The sequence below is a fragment of the Asticcacaulis sp. P2_C5 genome, from assembly GCF_056404555.1.
In genome coordinates this window covers 138,561-155,289 of record NZ_JBFUDU010000011.1, presented here as the reverse complement: position 1 = coordinate 155,289, position 16,729 = coordinate 138,561, and the positions used below count along the sequence as shown (strand labels likewise).

The following is a 16,729-nucleotide window of genomic DNA, read 5'->3' as shown; positions in this document are numbered from 1 at the left end:
GTGAAGACCATGACGACACGCAGAGATTTCCTGACCGCCGCTGTTGGCCTCGCCCTCGTGCCGGCCGGCGCCGCCCTGGCCGCCGATGCGCGGTTCCGGATCGAAGGCGACGACTTCCGACTTGACGGCCAGCCGCTCCACATCATGGCTGGCGAGATGCACTATCCGCGCATTCCGCGCGAGCTGTGGCGCGACCGTCTGCGCAAACTGAAGGCGCTCGGGCTCAACACACTTTGCACCTACATCTTCTGGAATGCCCATGAGCGGCGCCAGGGTGTCTACGATTTTTCCGGAAATCTCGATATAGCGAAATGGATCACCACGGCCCAGGAAGAAGGCCTGTGGGTGCTGCTGCGACCCGGTCCCTATATCTGCGGCGAATGGGACAATGGCGGCTATCCCGCATGGTTCCTCGACGATCCGGCCATCCGGCCGCGTTCGCTTGATCCGCGCTATATGGGACCGTCCGGCGACTGGCTGAAACGCCTGGGCCAGGAGATTTCCCATCTGGAGATCGACCGCGGTGGGCCGATCCTGATGACTCAGGTCGAGAACGAATACGGCTCCTACGGCAACGACCTGGCCTATATGCGCGCGGTGAAAGACCAGGTTCGCGCTGCCGGTTTCAAAGGTATGCTGTATACGGTCGACGGCGCAGCCGTGATCGACAACGGCGCCTTGCCGGAGCTGTTCAACGGCATCAATTTCGGCACGCACGACAAGGCTGAAAAAGAGTTCGAACGCTTCTCCCGCTTCAAAGCGTCGGGCCCGCGTATGTGCACCGAACTGTGGGGCGGCTGGTTCGATCATTTCGGCGAGATGCATTCATCCATGCCGATCCCGCCACTGATCGACAGCCTGAAATGGATGCTCGACAACCGGATATCGCTCAGCTTCTACATGGTCCACGGCGGCACCTCCTTCGGTTTCGATGCCGGCGCCAATTTCGACAGGAACAGCAAGACCTATCAGCCGGATATTTCGAGCTATGACTACGACGCCATGCTCGACGAGGCCGGACGGCCGACCCCCAAGTTCGAAGCCGCCCGGACGCTGTTCAAAAACTACCTGCCGGCGGAGCGTTTCGTGCCCCTGCCGGAGCCGGAAAAGGCCATCGAGATCAAACGCTTCCGCTTGACGCGGAGCGCGCCCTTGAGCCAGTTGCTGGGCAAGCCGGTGACGGCGCCGGCGCCGCGGACCCTGGAGCAGCTGGGGCAGCCGCACGGTCTTGTCCTCTATCGCCACAAGGCGAAGACGTCGCTTTCGGGACGGCTCGATTTCGGCGAGGTGCGGGATTACGCGCAGGTCGTGGTGGCCGGTGTGCCAACAGGCGCGCTCGATCGACGCTATCATGAGACGGGGCTCGAGATCGTGGCGTCAAAAGGTGCTGTGATCGATGTGCTGGTCGATACCATGGGCCATATCAACTATGGCGACCAGATCGGAAAGGACCAGAAGGGCCTAGTCGGTCAGGCGAAGCTGGGTGACGCCGTTCTCAGCGGCTGGGACCATTACGGGCTGCCGCTGGACGACCTGAGCCCGCTCGAATTCACCACCGCCCATGCCAATGGACCCGCCTTTTATCGCGGCACGTTCGAGGTAGCCGAGATGGGCTACACCTTCCTCGACATGCGCGGCTGGGGGAAGGGCTATGTCTGGGTCAATGGCCATAATCTCGGCCGCTACTGGTCGGTTGGACCGCAACATGCCGTGTTCGTCCCCGCATCGTGGTTGAATCCGGGCGTAAACGAGGTGATTGTGCTGGACCTGCATGACGGCGCCGAACGGTCGCTCGCCGGCGGCAGGAACCAGATCTGGGATCGTCCCGGCCTGGTGGAGGCATAGGTATGGAACGTCGGCAACTGATCGTGGGCATGACGGCGCTGGGCGCGGTGATGGCTTCGCGCGCCCAGGCTGAAATCCCCGCCATGTCGCCCGAGGTCGTCTCCGGCAAGCGACCGGCTGTGCGCCGGTTCACCAGCCCGGCGGTCGAGGCGGTCGTTGAGACCACGACACGGGCGTTAAAAGATCCCGTCCTGGCGCGCCTGTTCGCCAACTGCTACCCCAATACCCTGGATACGACGGTCGAGACCGGTGCGGTTGATGGCAAGCCGGACACCTTTGTCATTACCGGCGACATCAAGGCGATGTGGCTGCGCGATTCCTCGGCGCAGGTTTCGCCTTATCTGCCTCTGGCGGCGAAGGACGCGCGGCTGAAGGTCCTGTTCCAGGGGCTGATCCAGCGCCAGGCGCGCTGCATCCTGATCGATCCCTACGCCAATGCCTATATGTATGACCCGACAGCGCGGACCGACCTGTCATGGTCGCAGACCGACCAGACCGACTTGAGGCCGGGTGTGGCCGAACGCAAATGGGAAATCGACAGCCTGTGCTATCCGATCCGCCTGTCGCTTGGCTATCTCACCGCCACCGGCGACACGGCGCCTTTCGACGATACCTGGCGCGCCGCCATGCGAACCATTGTCCAGACCTTCCGCGATCAGCAGCGCAAGGCGGGCGACGGGCCGTACAGATTCAACCGGACAGCCACCGAACCGACCGAGACCCTGGCGCGCGGCTATGGCTGGCCGACGCGTGTAACCGGAATGATTCATTCCGGTTTCCGGCCGTCGGATGACGCCTGCACCTATCCCTACTTCATTCCCGGCAATGCCTTTGCCGTGGTCAGCCTGCGCCAGCTCGCCGGCATGGCGCAAACCACCGGTCTGGGCGGCGCTTTCGCGGCCGAGTGCCTGGAACTGGCGGCCGAAGTGGAGATTGCCATGCACACCTATGGCAAGATGAAGGACGCTCATGGCAACGATATCTGGGCCTACGAAGTCGACGGCTACGGCAATACCCTGTTTATGGACGACGCCAATGTGCCGAGCCTGCTGAGTCTGCCCTATCTCGGTTTCTGCGCCAAGGACGATCCGCTATACCGGCGCACCCGCGCCGCCGTGCTCAGCACTCGCAACCCCTACTACTATGCCGGCGCCGTGCTTGTGGGCGTAGGCAGCCCGCATTCCGGCCTGAACACGATCTGGCCGATTTCGCTGATGATCCGGGCTCTGACCAGCAGCGATGATGGCGAAATCGCGCAATGCCTGGCCGGCTTGAAAACGGCCGCGGCGCCGCGCGGCTTCATGAACGAATCGGTCGGCAAAGACGATGCCGCCATCTTTACCCGCTCGTGGTTTGCCTGGGCCAACAGCCTGTTCGGCGAACTGATCCTGACCCTGCTGGCGCAAAAGCCGGCTCTGCTGACCTGAGGACAGGGCATGATCTCACGTCGACATCTCCTGGCAGGAAGCGCAGCCGTGGCGATGGTGCCGCGGGTCGGGACCGCTGCGGCGGCCTCGCCTTGCGATTATGTCGACCCGTTTATCGGTACCGGCGGACATGGCCACCTTTATCCCGGCGCAACCCTGCCGTTCGGTATGGTGCAACTGTCCCCCGATACCAGCAATGAACGTTGGGATTCCTGTTCGGGGTACCACCAGGACGATGGCTCGATCATGGGCTTTTCGCATACCCATCTCAGCGGCACGGGTTGCCCGGATATGCTGGATATCCTGCTGGTGCCGGCGACCGGTGAAATGAAACTGACACCGGGACCGCTCGACAATCCGGATGCCGGCTATCGTTCGCGCTATGACCGCGCCACCGAAACCGCCACGCCCGGCTATTACAGCGTCGAGTTGACCGACAGCCGGGTCCGAGCCGAACTGACCGCCACTACGCGGACCGGCCTTCATCGCTACACCTTCCTGGCGGGCGAGGGCGGCCACATCCTGATCGACCTGGCGCATGGCGCGATCAAATGGTGGGGGGACAAGGACCTGGTCCTCGACAATGTTTCGCTGAAGCTCGTCGGCAACGACACGGTGGTCGGCGGCCGGCAGGTCTTCCAGTGGGCCAGGGGCCGGTGGATATTCTTTGCGCTCAAGCTGTCGCGGCCGTTCGTCCGCGCCGAGCTCTACAGCGACGACCGACCGGCGGCGGGCAGCGAACTGACAGGCACCAACCTCAAGGCGGCGCTGCATTTCCCGGATGCCGGCGACGCGCCGCTGCTGGTCAAGGTCGGGATATCGGCGGTCGATATCGACGGCGCCCTGAAGAACCTGGATGCCGAACTGCCGGATTTCGATTTCGAGCGCGTGCGCAAAGCGGCCCGCGCCACCTGGGAGCACGAGTTGTCCAGGGTCCGCGTCGACATGGCCAGTGAGACGGACAAACGGATTTTCTACACAGCCCACTACCACGCGCTCCTGGCGCCGACGATTTTCCAGGACGTCGATGGCTGTTATCGCGGCATGGACAACCAGGTCCACATCCTGAATCCGGGCGAGGCCAGCTATTCGACCTACAGCCTGTGGGACACCTACCGCGCCCTGCATCCCTTCTTTACCCTGACGCAGGCGCATCGCCTGCCGGGTATGGTCGGAGGGCTGGTGCGCATGGGGCAACAAAGCCCCGATGGGGTGCCGATCTGGCCGCTGCAGGGGCGCGAGACCGACACCATGATCGGCTATCACTGCGCTTCGGTGCTGGCCGAAGCCGCAGCCAAGGGCGTTCCCGGCATCGACTACCGGGCGGGCTACGAGGTTCTGGCCCGGCGCGCCTTTGTCGACGATGTCCACGGCCTTGGCCCATACCGCACGAAGGGCTATATCCCGGCCGATCAGGTCGATGAGAGCGTGTCGCGCACGCTCGAATATGCCTATAGCGACTGGTGCACCTCGAAACTGGCCGCCCATATCGGCGAAACCGCGGCGGCAGACATCCTGAAGCAACGCGCCGGAAACTATCGCCATCTCTTCGACGGTTCGATCGGCTTCGTGCGCGGCAAGCTCGCCGATGGCCAATGGGTGACGCCCTACAACCCGCATGCGTTGGGCTACGATCAGGTGAAATGGCGCGACTACACCGAAACCAACGGCTGGCAGGCGACCTTCCTCAATCAGCATGACATCTACGGCTATGCCCGGCTGTTCGGCGGGCTGGAGGCCTTCGAGGCGAAACTCGACGCCCTGTTCAGCGAGCCACCGGACACCGCCGAGGCCAGCCTGGTCGATATCAGTGGCCTGGTCGGGCAGTACGCCCACGGCAACGAACCCAGCCACCACGTCGCCTATCTCTATGCCTATACCGGATCGCCGTGGAAGACGCAGCAACGCGTTCGCCAGTTGATGGCCGCCATGTACCGCGCGGCGCCGGACGGCCTGGAAGGTAACGAAGACTGCGGCGCCATGAGCGCCTGGTACCTGATGAGCGCGCTCGGCCTCTATGCCGTCGATCCGGTCAGCGCCACCTATGTCTTCGGCTCGCCCCTGGTGCGCCGCGCCGAACTCGACATCGGTCATGGCCGCCGGCTGGTTATCGAGGCCGCCGACAACAGCCCCGGCCATAACTATGTGCAAACGGTGCGCTGGAACGGCAAACCTTACAGCAAAAGCTGGATACGCCACGCTGACCTGATGCAGGGTGGAACCCTGAGCTTCGACATGGGGCCTGAGCCCAATCTTGCCTTCGGTGCGGCCATGGCCGACCGACCGCCATCCTTTATCTGAGAGAACCTGAGCCATGCCCCACCGTCGCGACCTTTTCAAAACCACCCTGGCCCTGTCGTCCCTGGCCGGCCTTGCCGGCGCGACCAGGGTCAATGCGGCGTCGGCCAAACCCATAGTGGTCTCCACCTGGGATTTCGGCGTGGCGGCCAACCAGGCTGCCTGGGAAGTGCTCAAGGGCGGCGGCTACGCCCTGGATGCCGTCGAGGCCGGGGCGCGTATTCCCGAAGTTGACCTGAAGAACCACAGCGTCGGCCGTGCCGGCTATCCCGACCGCGACGGCCATGTCTCACTCGATGCCAGCATCATGGACGAAAAGTGGCGCTGCGGCGCGGTGGCTGCGCTGGAGCATATCGAGCACCCGATCTCAGTGGCGCGCCTGGTCATGGAAAAGACGCCGCACGTGATGCTGGTCGGCGCCGGTGCTTTGCAATTCGCCGTCGAGCAGGGTTTCAAGCCGGAAGCGTTGCTGACGCCGGAATCCGAAGCCGCCTGGAAGGACTGGCTGAAAACGGCAACGTACCAGCCGGTCGCCAACAGCGAAATGTCGACCTATGGCCACGCTCCGGGTAGTGTCGTGCCGGGTGACGTGCACAATCACGACACGCTGGGTATCCTGGCGCTCGATGCCCAGGGGCGGCTGTCCGGCGCCTGCACGACCAGCGGCATGGCCTGGAAGCTGCGCGGCCGGGTCGGTGACAGCCCGATCGTCGGTGCCGGCCTTTATGTCGACGGCGAGGTCGGGGCGGCGACCTCGACCGGAGTCGGTGAAGAGGTCATCCGCAATGCCGGCAGCTTCCTGGTCGTCGAACTGATGCGGCAGGGCCGTTCGCCACAACAGGCCTGCGAGGAGGCCGTTATGCGCATTGTCCGCCGTCGTCCGGAAGCGGCCAAAACGCTCCAGGTCGGTTTCCTGGCGCTGAACACCCGGGGCGAGGTCGGCGCCTTCGCCATCCAGACGGGCTTCGTCTATGCCCAGTGCGACGGGACGAAAACGGACCGGGTCGTGCCGTCGAAGAGCGTCTTCGCCTAAAGCGCAATCCGATAAACGGGGCCGCCCGTGCGGTGGATGCCACCGCACGGGCGGCCCCGTTTTCGGTTAAATTGCGCGACAAAACAAAAAGTTAAAGCGCAATTCGATTGCTCTAACGCAGGCTGTCGAGATAGGCCTGGTGCGACGGGATGGTTTGCGCCACCTGTCTGACCGCGGTGCGCATCCGGCTGAACTGCATCGCCACCTTGTCGGCGTCGGCGATATCGGCCAGCGGGTCGTAGCCCTGCGGCTCGATATGCTGCCCCAGCATGACGGCCAGCCAACTGGGCGGTTGGAACAACTCTCCCGGCGTCAGGACGATCCGCGATGAAGACCGAAAATGGTCGATGCGGTAGCTCAAACTGTCCGGCACCGGCATGTCGCGGCAATAGCGCCAGAAGGCAGAATCGTCGCGCTCCGTCGCCTTGTAATGCAGGATGATGAAGTCGCGGATCGACTCGTACTGATTGGCCATGGCGCGATTGTACTGTTCGGCCAGCAAGGGATCGAAGCTGTCGCCCGGCCAGTAGTCGAGCAGCTTGACCAGGCCGGACTGGATCAGATGGATGCTGGTCGATTCGAGCGGCTCCAGGAAGCCGCCGGACAGGCCGATCGCGACGACATTGCGGTTCCAGCTCAGCTTTCGGCGCCCGGTCTTGAAGCGCACGAACTTAGGATCGGCCAGGGCCTTGCCATCGAGATTCCGTACCAGCGTCGCAGCAGCGTCGTCATCCGTCATGAAGTCCGAGCAGAAGACATGGCCATTGCCCGTGCGGTGCTGCAGCGGAATGCGCCATTGCCATCCGGCCGTTCGCGCCGTGGAACGGGTATAGGGCGTGATCGGGTCGGTCTTCTCACTGGGAACGAAGGCGGCGCTGTTGCACGGCAGAAGGGCGCTCCAGTCCTCGAAACCGCTGTGCAGGGTCTTTTCGATCAGCAGGCCGGACAGGCCGGAACAGTCGATGAAGATGTCGCCGCTGATCGTCCGACCGCTTTCCAGCGTCAGGGTTTCTACGAAGCCTGTCTCGCTGTGTTGCGCGACATGCTTGATCCTGCCCTCGACGCGCTGCACGCCGTTGCCTTCGGCGTGGCGACGCAGATAGGCCGCGTAGAGGCTGGCGTCGAAATGGTAGGCATAGGCCAGGGTCGACAGTAGCGCCTCGTCCTGCGGCGGCGCCACGAAGCGGTTCTGTTTCGCCGCCACGCAGTTCAGTGAATAGGTTTCGAAGTCTTCGATCTCGCCGGCCAGCCGCCGCCGGGTCAGGAAATGATGAAAGGCCGTCCGGCCGATCGGATTGCCGATGGGTCCGAACGGATGGAAGTAGCGTGTGCCCAGGCGGCCCCAGTCGACGAACTCGATGCCCATCTTGAAGCTGGCCTGGGTCTGGCGGATGAAATCGCCTTCCTGCACGTCCAGAAGGCGGTTGAAGCGCTTGATGGCAGGGATGGTTGCCTCGCCGACGCCGATGGTGCCGATCTCCTCGGACTCCACCAGGGTGATATCGCCCAGCTTGCCCTGGGTGATCTTCGCCAGTAGCGCGGCCGACATCCAGCCGGCCGTCCCGCCGCCGACGATTACCACCTGCCGGCGCCGGTTCGCAGCCGTAGCTATGTCCATGTTCGCCTCCCGGTCAGCCTGTCCAGTTGAAGGCTGTGGTTGCCGCCTCGCCCGGCTGGCCGTCGCGGGCACAGGGCACCAGCTGCAGGGTGGTTGTTGCGCCGGTGCGCGCCAGATCCTGGACATAGTAGGCGTCGTTGACGATCCGGCCCATCCACGTCCGAGCCTGGCCGTCGAGCGCGAACAGGTCATAATGCAGGACGGCGGGATCGAAGGTCCAGCTGAGCCGCAGGTCGGCCGATTGTCCGCCGGCATCGATCCGGCTGGCCGTGATGGCAAACCCGTCCGGCCTGGCCACGGCCGCAGCCACCGAGGTCAGGGCGAAGCGGCCGATATTGACGGCACATGTTTTGACATTTTTCCTGGCCGACACGCCGAGGGATACGGCCGCCAGGATGCGTCCCTGATAGGCCTTCAGATTCAGCCGCCACCGGCGCCAGCCATTGGCGAGGGCCTTGCCCTTTGCGACCTCCAGCCACTCGGTAACGGCCGGTGCATCCTCAAACACCAGGCCGACCTTGAGGTCGCCCTTGTCCGGCTTGTAGATCAGCCCGACAAGGGTGTCGCCATCGATGGCGATATGCGTCTTGTACAGCTTGACTTCGGTGGCGACGCCGGCGCCCGAAATGCGCAGGGAAGCACCGCCGTCATAGGCGTCGGTGAAATCGTAGTCGACGTCGAGCAGTTCTGCCGCTGCTACGTCGCCATTCAGGGGCTTCGTCCACCATGTCCAGGTCGGCAGGATATCCTGGACGCCGAGATTGTACCACGGCGTCGCGGCGACGCGCTTACCGCCGGCAAAGAAGCCGTCGCCGTCGCCGGTGTTGAAATGGCTGACGAAGGGCAGGGCGCCGATGACCGAACGCTCGGCGATGAAGTTGGCGACGCCGTAGGTGATGGGCAGGCGGATCTGGTCGCTGGCCCGGCCCGGAGCCTGGTAGTCGGTATAGATTTTCTGGATATCCGCCGGGCCGTAGATGGCCTTTTGTTCCGGGCTTGGCGCATTGTCCATGGCCGGGTTGCCGGTCTGTCCGGCCCAGAAGCGGCGATGCAGGTTGTACCAGGCGTTGCGGCGGGATGCAGGCGCCGTAAAGGCCGCGATCTCGGCCTGATCGGCCTGGGTCGGCTGTGTCAGGGCCCGCAGCGCATCCAGGCGGGCGCGGCGCATTTTGCGCAGGCCGTCCTCGACGCTGTAGATCTGCAAGCCCCCCAACGCCTTGCCGCCGCCATTGGGATCGATAACGGTCGGCGCCATCAGGCCAAGATAGCCGGGGCCGGGATAGAGCTGAAAGCCGTAATAGACGTGGAACGGATTGTAGGTGCGCCCGATGTCCGTCGGGGTCGGCAGGTGGGCGAGGGGCGGGCCGGAACAGCAGCCGCGCGTCAGGCCGTAATGGCTCCAGCCCTGGTCGATCATCATCGAATCGGCGCGCGCCTCGGAGGGGCCGCGCGGCGTGCCGTCGACATGGGGCGAACCCGGCCAGACGGCGCTGGCATCGGTATAGCCGTTATAATACTGGATATGGAAATCGTTCAGACCGGCCGATTTTGCAGCCGCCTGCATGTCGGCGATCAGGTCCTGGACGGCGCGGGCATCTTCCGCCGTGTAGCTTTCGAAATTGACGAAGTAACCGTCGAAGCCGAAGAATTGTGCCAGACGGACCAGTTTGGCGGCGATCTGCGGCCGCGCCAGGTCAGTGCCGTTGAAGAAGCGCGGATCGGGCTGGAACATCGTGCCGAGGCAGAGCGCGCCATTGCGGTGGGCGGCGTCGACCAGGGCGGCATTGGGGATCAGGCCGGTCGTGTTCCACCCCACGGCGATGTCCTGGAACTGCCAGGAACGTTCGACATGAACCCAGTGCGGGCTGCCGACGGCATAGCGTGTCCGGTTGAGGTCGATATCGGCGTCGCTCAGGGTCAGATACGCCGCCAGCAGTGTGGCGCCCGGCACGGCCGGATCCAGGGCCGGGTGGGCCTGGGCCGCCGCGAACGGCGCGATGCGGGTGGCGCGGGGAATGCGCGAACGAAAGTGCGCTGCATCCGGATCGGTGGCGGGATCGTAGGCCTTGAATGCCTCCCATGCATCTTCCGGGCCCGACAGGGGATATTTCGGTGCCAGACCCTCAGGGGCATCGGCGGCCTGCAAGCCCCCCCACGGCACGAAGGGCAGGAGCGAGGTTGAGGCGGTCAGAGCGAGAAAGGTGCGGCGGCTGTGCATGAAATTCCCAATCCTATCGCGTAATGATACCGAGGCCGCCGATGACGATAACGGACTTGTCCTGCACGGCGCGGGGGAAGCGCAGGCGCAGATAGCGTCCGGCGTGAGGTGTGTCGAAGCGAATCTTCTGTTCGGCCCGACTGGCGGCGATGTTGGAAAACTCCCCGGTGGCAACCGGTGCGCCCCAGGCCTGTTCATTGCTGCTGACCCAGATCTCGTATCCGGCCGGCGGTCCAACCCTGGCAATGGCCTCGACGCTCAACGACCGGTTTTGCGATGGTGTCAGGCGGAACCCCTTCAGGTTATAACTCTGTCCCAGGTCCAGCACCACCTCGACAGGTTCACCGGTCTTGCCGGTAAAGGTACCGCCGCTCAGCAGGGCTTCGGGCGCTTCGCCATTGGCCGAGACGACGCTCCAGCGGGCGGGGGAGACGTCGAACTCGCGCGTTACGACGGCGCTGCTCACGCCATTCCCGACGTCGCGGGCGATGGCCTTGACGACACCGCCGTCGGGCAGCGGGAAGGGCGCCCCGTACAACGCGGCGTCGGCACCAGGTTCCGAACCGTCCAGTGTATAGCGGATTTCCAACGCCTTTTCCGCCGCGCGCAGGGAAACCAAGCCCTGAGCGTCACGGCCGATGGCGGGTTCTTCCACGATGTCGGGCAGCCGGAAAAGCCCGAAGCCGTTCAACACCGGTGAGGCGGCGGCAGTCACGATGCGCAGGCGCACACCCTCCGTTGTCACCGGTTTACCCAAGCGGATCAGCCGCTGCGGGCCGATGGCGGTATGGCGGGCGATCTCCACCCAGCCGCCGTCCTGCCGGATATCGACGGCATAGTCATCGACGCGAACGCCGCGGCGAATGTCCTCCGCCACGGCGATCACGTTGAACGTCCGCGGGCCTTTCAGCGCGAGTTCGAGCCAGGCGCCGGCGCGGTCGCTTTCGGCCGCCGCCCAACTGGCCTGGGTCGACAGCAGGTTGCCGGCCGCGAAACCGGGCCCGAAGCTGCTCGAGGCACGCACCGTTGCACCTTGCGCCAAGTTGCTCCGAAACCCCTTGTCGAGCAAGGCCTTCCACGCCTTGAGCGCGGCGACGTCCCCGTCCGGAATCTGCCCTCTGCGGTCGGGCGCCAGGTTCAGCAACAGGTTGGAGCCGCGGCCCACGGATTCGAAATACAGGCGCGTCAGGTTGGCCGGCGACCGCGGCGCCTCATCGCTGTGCCAGAACCAGCCCGGCCGGATCGAGACGTCGGTCTCGGCCGGGTTCCAGATCTCGCCGCCCCTGACACCGCGGTTGCCCTTCTCCTGGGTGAAGGGCGTGGAATCGACCGTCGGCCAGCACGGATCACCGGCGACCCCGTCTTCGTTGCCGACCCAGCGCACATCCATGTCGGCGTCGGCGAACATCACCGCGTCGGGCTGGTTCTTACGTACGATCGCGCGCACCGTATCCCATTGGTAATAGGTATGGCCGTCGATTTTCCGCGTATCCCGTGCGCCGCCGTAGTAGCCGTCGCCACCATTGGCGCCGTCGAACCACACCTCGAACAGCCGACCGTACTGTGTGGTCAACTCCTCCAACTGGTTATGGTAATACTGGACATAGGCCGGGCGACCATAGTCGGCGTGGTTACGGTCCCACGGCGACAGATAGACCCCGAATTTAAGGCCCTCTTTGCGGCAGGCCTCTGCCATTTCGCGGACGATGTCGCCCTTGCCGTCCTTATAGGGGCTGCTTTTGACGGAATGTTCGGTATAGGCGCTGGGCCAGAGACAAAAGCCGTCATGGTGCTTGGCGGTGAGGATCAGGCTCTTCAGTCCGCCGGCCTTTGCCGCGGCGGCGATTTGCCGGGCGCTGAAATCCGTCGGGTTGAACAGGGCTTCCGGCTCGTCGCCATAGCCCCATTCCCGGTCGGTGAAGGTATTGATGGTAAAATGGACAAAACCGTAGGTCTTCAGTCTGTGCCAGGCGAGCTGTCGCGCCGACGGTGTGGCGCCGTAAGCCTGGGGAGATTGTACCTGGGCCGACGCCCCACAGGCCGCAAACAGCGATGCGGCGGAACTGGCGACCAACAGCCGCCGTCGCGTAAAAGCAGTCATATACAGCCCTCCGCAATAGCTTGTAAAACAGGTGCGCCCAGGCTGGCCAGAGACTTCGCAAGCAGGGCGACACGCTACCAATCGAAATTGGTCATGACAACCTTATCGTCACTTCGTCGATTGGCAACAGTAAAAATGATTTTTCTTATAAAATTACGGCGCGTAGCTGAGTTCCGACATCAGGTCGTAGGCGTCGCCACGATAATAGGACTGCGTAAATTCTGCGGGACGTCCGTCCGCCAGGAAACCGCGTCGCTCGATGAGCAATCCCGGCGCGCCAACCGGAATTTCAAGCAAGCGCGCCTGCTCCGCGGTGAAAGCGACCGCCCGCAAGCGCTGAAGTGCGCGAACCGGACGCGTTCCATTCCGCTCCAGGGCTTCGTACAGGGAATCACCTACGACTTCGAGGGAGGGCAGGCAATCGCTTGGTATAGTCGCATAATCCAGCCCCATAGACGTACCGTCAGCAAAACGCATGCGATTAAACCGGTAGACAATCGTCCCTGGTGACAACCCCATAGACAAAGCCTCCTCGGGGTTCACCAGGCCGGCTGAGCGCGACAGCCATTTACTGCTCGGCTCGCGCCCCCTGGAGATCATGTCTTCCGTAAAGGATGTCATTTTCGAATAGCTTTTTTCAACTCTCACGGCCACGAAGGTTCCCGCGCCCTGGCGACGGGTTAACAGGCCCTCATTGACCAGGCCGTCGATCGCCTTGCGTACGGTAATGCGCGAGACGTCGAATTGTTCGGCCAATTCACGCTCGGTGGGGATGGTTTGATTGGGCGGCAACTTGTGCGTGGCAATATTCTCACGCAGCCAGTCTTGCAATTTCTGATAGAGAGCCTGAGACTTGACCCCGCCTATGGTAGCCTGATTTCTGGTTCCCATAGGGTGCTGAACTCTGCCTCTTAATTAATCCGACACATGTAATGACAACACAAGGCCGTTAATGTTTTCATATATGATGCCGACAATATGCAGTCAATATAATTAGGGGCTCCAGGGGATACCTCTGGACCTGACCAAATCAGGTGTGGGTCCATTTCGTACCGGCACTTTCGACGTTATGGACGCTGACCTCACCGATAAGGTCTGCAAAATCGCTCCGATGCCAGGTCTTGGTGAGTTCGACCGTTCGCCCATCGCTTAAAAAACCGCGCCGCTCGGTAAAAAGACCCGGAGTCCCCGCCGGCACATCGAGCAACGCCGCGTATTCGGCTTCCAGTGCGACGGCCCGCAGGCGTTGAAGGGCCCGGCTTGGGCCATAGCCGTGGTGCGCCATAGCCCGGTAAAGCGATTCTTCGGCCAACAGCTCGGACGGAAGGCAATGGCGCAATACGACGGAATGCTCCACCATCACAGGGCCGTTGCTATTGCAGCGCAGCCTTTGCAGGCGATAAATCTGAGTGCCCGGGGCGATGCCCAGTATCATGGTTTCGTCGGCTGAGACCTTGTCGACCGTCCGCGACAGCCAGGTGCTGCGCATGTCCTGACCACTGGGTATCAGATCTTCCCGGAACAAGGGCATACCCTTGTACGACAGCCCGGCGCGATTTGACACAAATGTGCCTGAACCGCGTCGCCGGACCACCAGGCCCTCTTGTTGAAGATCGGTCAGTGCCTTTCGAACCGTCAGCCTTGAAACGCCGCAGGATTCGGCCAGGTTGCGTTCCGGCGGCAGGGGCTCATTATCCGGCAGGCTGCCATTAAGGATGGCGTCACGGAGCAAGCGTTCTAATTGAATATAGAGAGGGCCCCGCTGGTCTTCGAGGCGCGGTATCGCGCTGAAAAATGACATGTCATCGCCCCATTTTATCCGTTTGACATACCGGTATCTATTTGCCTTCCGGACAAGGCGCTCAGCACGGCAAGAAGGCGATTGATGGCATCGGGATCGGTCCGGCGATGTTCCGGCGAGACATAGCCAAGCCGTTCGGCTTCACTGGACACCGACTTGCGCGGACGGCTGCACGATCCGTGCACCCAGAACACCCCGGAATGCGCGATGATTGTACCGGCGTTTGCGGCACTGACGCCGACGCCGGCCATCACCTCGATCGGATTGCTGTCACCTGTTGCGTCGATCGCGTCGACGAGTCGCTTGAGAGTCATGACGCCCTGAAGCGCGTCCACCGCACCTCCGGATGTCAGGATACTGTCGATGCCCAGGGCCTGGGCCGTTCGCAGCGCCTGGATCGGATCAGGCGTTATGTCGAAGCTGCGATGTAATGTCACCTTGAGGCCGGCGGCTTTTGCGTGGCCGGTCAGGCGACCCAGGGCGTGTTCATCAAGTGGCCCGCTGGGCAGATTCGCGCCGACGACCACGCCTTCCATCCGGAATCGTTCCGCCGCATCGATGTCATGCAGCATCATCGCCAATTCTGCTTCGCTGTAGATAAAGTCGCCTTGCCGCGGGCGTATCATCACACGTACCGGACAGTCCAACCTGGCGGCCATCTGCATCATGCCCGTACTTGGCGTCAGCCCGCCGATGCTGAGCGCGCTGCACAGTTCAATCCGATCGACACCGCACGCGGCCGCGATTTCGAGGCCTTCGGCCGTGTCGACGCAAATTTCCAGGCGGAGACGGGTCATTGTGCCTCCGTACGCAGAAGGTGCTGCGCCGGATGACCCGTGCGTGCGAGTAAAATCGCGCCGTCCAGGGAATCACCTTCCGGATTTGCAATATGCGCCGTGATGTCAGCCTGCAGCCAAGGGAGCAGTTGAGGTGCCAGGCCCCCCAGGAGGCTGACCCGGGGCGCCCCCGCCCTGACCAGATTGCGTATATACCGACCGCAGTCCGATGCGAGCTGATTGACCAGCTCGCAAGCAACCGCGTCGCCCAGTTCGGCGAAATGAAAGGCAAGCGGCGCGAGTGCCGCATAGTCCCTGGGGCGCGCCGTATCTGACCAATCGACGATTTCGATGACGCCGCCGAACTGGCTGAGCACCGCGGCCGTGAACGCAGATCCGGCGCGCAAGCCGTCAGAAACATCCAACGCCCGTTTTACGGCGTCCCGGCCCAAGGCTGCGCCCGACGCTTTCTCGCACAGGGAAAACCCCCAGCCACCGAAGGTTCGTCCGACGCCATCGACGATGGCGTATCCGGAACTGCCTGTGCCAACGATCTGGATAGCCCCATCCTTGCCGCCATAGGCTCCAAGACAGGCAATATGGCCGTCGGAAGAGACATGTAATGCTCTGAAAATGGACCTGTACCCTGTCATACTCAGGGCATCTGTCGGTTTGAGTACGCCGGCCAGGCCAAACCCGGCAATCACCTGGCTTAAGGTCGCGTACGGAAGACCTGCCGCATCCAGCGCGGCATGGATCGCCGACAAAATATTGCTCCAGGCCAGATCGGCCCCCAGTCGAACATTGGCTGGGCCGCCCATAGCTTCTCCCAGCACGACGCCGTCAGAGGATTGCAACCGGACACGACAATGGGTTCCACCGCCATCCACCCCCAAATACACATGATCAGATAGCGTGTTCGTCATTTCAACTTATTGGAGCGATGATCGGCATGGCAGCCCTGATGCGGTCCATGGCAGAACTGTCGAGGTCGACAATACCAATTTTCCACAAGGTCATGCCAAATAATATGACCTTTTGTCGTTTGTCTATAAAAACCTTACCGGATGTAAAAATTTGAGCGCCGGAAAGTTCGATCCCGGAGAGCCACCAGGGGATTTATACCAAGCCCCGATGATGATGACTCATCGTGGCCTGGCAACGGCGCCTGATTGCACTCTAGCTAGCGTTTGCCGGCGAGCCAGTTGCCGTCGAAATCGATCGGATCCAGTATGAGGGCCGGGAAACGCCCTTTCATAAGGACGGTATCCACGGTTTCGCGGGCATAGGGCAGCAGTATGGCGGGGCATTTGGCCCGCAACATACGATCCAGGTCATCGCCTTCGAAGCCGGCAATCTGGAATATCCCGGCCTGGAATACTTCGACCATAAAGGCAGTGCTGCCGTTATTCGTAGCGACAACGGCAATCGTCAGAATGACCTCCACCAGCCCGCCAGGCAGCGTGCTGTGCGAAACCTTCACGTCCGCCTTGAGTTGCGGAGCCCACTGATCCACAAAGATCGTTGCCCCGGACGGCACCTGAAATGACAAATCTTTCAGATAGATTTGCTGGATCGAAAATTGTTCAGTCATTATTCGTAGACCTTTCGC

12 protein-coding genes are annotated in these 16,729 nt (G+C 62.6%); 4 read left to right on the top strand and 8 right to left on the bottom strand.

Going from position 1 to position 16,729, the window contains the following annotated elements:
- The first annotated feature begins 9 nt into the window (after positions 1-9).
- From AC1DXO_RS19295 to AC1DXO_RS19280, 4 genes are read left to right on the top strand one after another with little or no spacing between them, the layout of a single operon-like run.
- The gene (locus AC1DXO_RS19295; RefSeq protein ID WP_476979812.1) at positions 10-1,845 is read left to right on the top strand and encodes a beta-galactosidase; all 1,836 of its coding nucleotides are present in this window, start codon (positions 10-12) and stop codon (positions 1,843-1,845) included.
- A 2-nt stretch (positions 1,846-1,847) separates the two neighbouring features.
- Positions 1,848-3,272: a glycoside hydrolase family 125 protein gene (locus AC1DXO_RS19290; protein WP_476979811.1), complete on the top strand. Its 1,425-nt coding sequence runs from the start codon at positions 1,848-1,850 to the stop codon at positions 3,270-3,272.
- Positions 3,273-3,281: 9 nt separating this feature from the next.
- Positions 3,282-5,573, top strand: a complete 2,292-nt coding sequence (locus tag AC1DXO_RS19285) for a GH92 family glycosyl hydrolase (RefSeq protein ID WP_476979810.1) — start codon at positions 3,282-3,284, stop codon at positions 5,571-5,573.
- A 13-nt stretch (positions 5,574-5,586) separates the two neighbouring features.
- The gene (locus tag AC1DXO_RS19280; protein WP_476979809.1) at positions 5,587-6,603 is read left to right on the top strand and encodes a glycosylasparaginase; all 1,017 of its coding nucleotides are present in this window, start codon (positions 5,587-5,589) and stop codon (positions 6,601-6,603) included.
- A gap of 112 nt (positions 6,604-6,715) precedes the next feature.
- On the opposite strand, the gene AC1DXO_RS19275 is transcribed toward AC1DXO_RS19280, so the two are convergent.
- The 8 genes from AC1DXO_RS19275 to secB form a co-directional block, all read right to left on the bottom strand.
- Positions 6,716-8,221, bottom strand: coding sequence for a tryptophan halogenase family protein (locus AC1DXO_RS19275; protein WP_476979808.1), 1,506 nt, complete (start codon positions 8,219-8,221; stop codon positions 6,716-6,718).
- Positions 8,222-8,234: 13 nt separating this feature from the next.
- Positions 8,235-10,439, bottom strand: a complete 2,205-nt coding sequence (locus tag AC1DXO_RS19270) for an endo-beta-N-acetylglucosaminidase (RefSeq protein WP_476979807.1) — start codon at positions 10,437-10,439, stop codon at positions 8,235-8,237.
- 13 nt (positions 10,440-10,452) lie between these two features.
- Entirely contained in the window at positions 10,453-12,540 is a 2,088-nt protein-coding gene (locus AC1DXO_RS19265) for an alpha-L-fucosidase (protein WP_476979806.1), read from the bottom strand.
- 153 nt (positions 12,541-12,693) lie between these two features.
- The gene (locus tag AC1DXO_RS19260; RefSeq protein ID WP_476979805.1) at positions 12,694-13,431 is read right to left on the bottom strand and encodes a GntR family transcriptional regulator; all 738 of its coding nucleotides are present in this window, start codon (positions 13,429-13,431) and stop codon (positions 12,694-12,696) included.
- Between the two features lie 139 nt (positions 13,432-13,570).
- On the bottom strand, positions 13,571-14,341 hold the full coding sequence (locus tag AC1DXO_RS19255) for a GntR family transcriptional regulator (protein WP_476979804.1): 771 nt from the start codon (positions 14,339-14,341) through the stop codon (positions 13,571-13,573).
- A gap of 14 nt (positions 14,342-14,355) precedes the next feature.
- Complete coding sequence (locus AC1DXO_RS19250) at positions 14,356-15,138, bottom strand: copper homeostasis protein CutC (protein WP_476979803.1); 783 nt, start codon at positions 15,136-15,138, stop codon at positions 14,356-14,358.
- Positions 15,135-16,043, bottom strand: coding sequence for a glucosamine kinase nucleotide-binding domain-containing protein (locus tag AC1DXO_RS19245; RefSeq protein ID WP_476979802.1), 909 nt, complete (start codon positions 16,041-16,043; stop codon positions 15,135-15,137). The genes AC1DXO_RS19250 and AC1DXO_RS19245 overlap by 4 nt, the downstream gene beginning before the upstream one ends.
- Positions 16,044-16,300: 257 nt before the next feature.
- Positions 16,301-16,711 (bottom strand): protein-export chaperone SecB, encoded by a 411-nt coding sequence (secB, locus tag AC1DXO_RS19240; RefSeq protein WP_476979801.1) that lies wholly within the window; start codon positions 16,709-16,711, stop codon positions 16,301-16,303.
- Positions 16,712-16,729 lie beyond the last annotated feature (18 nt).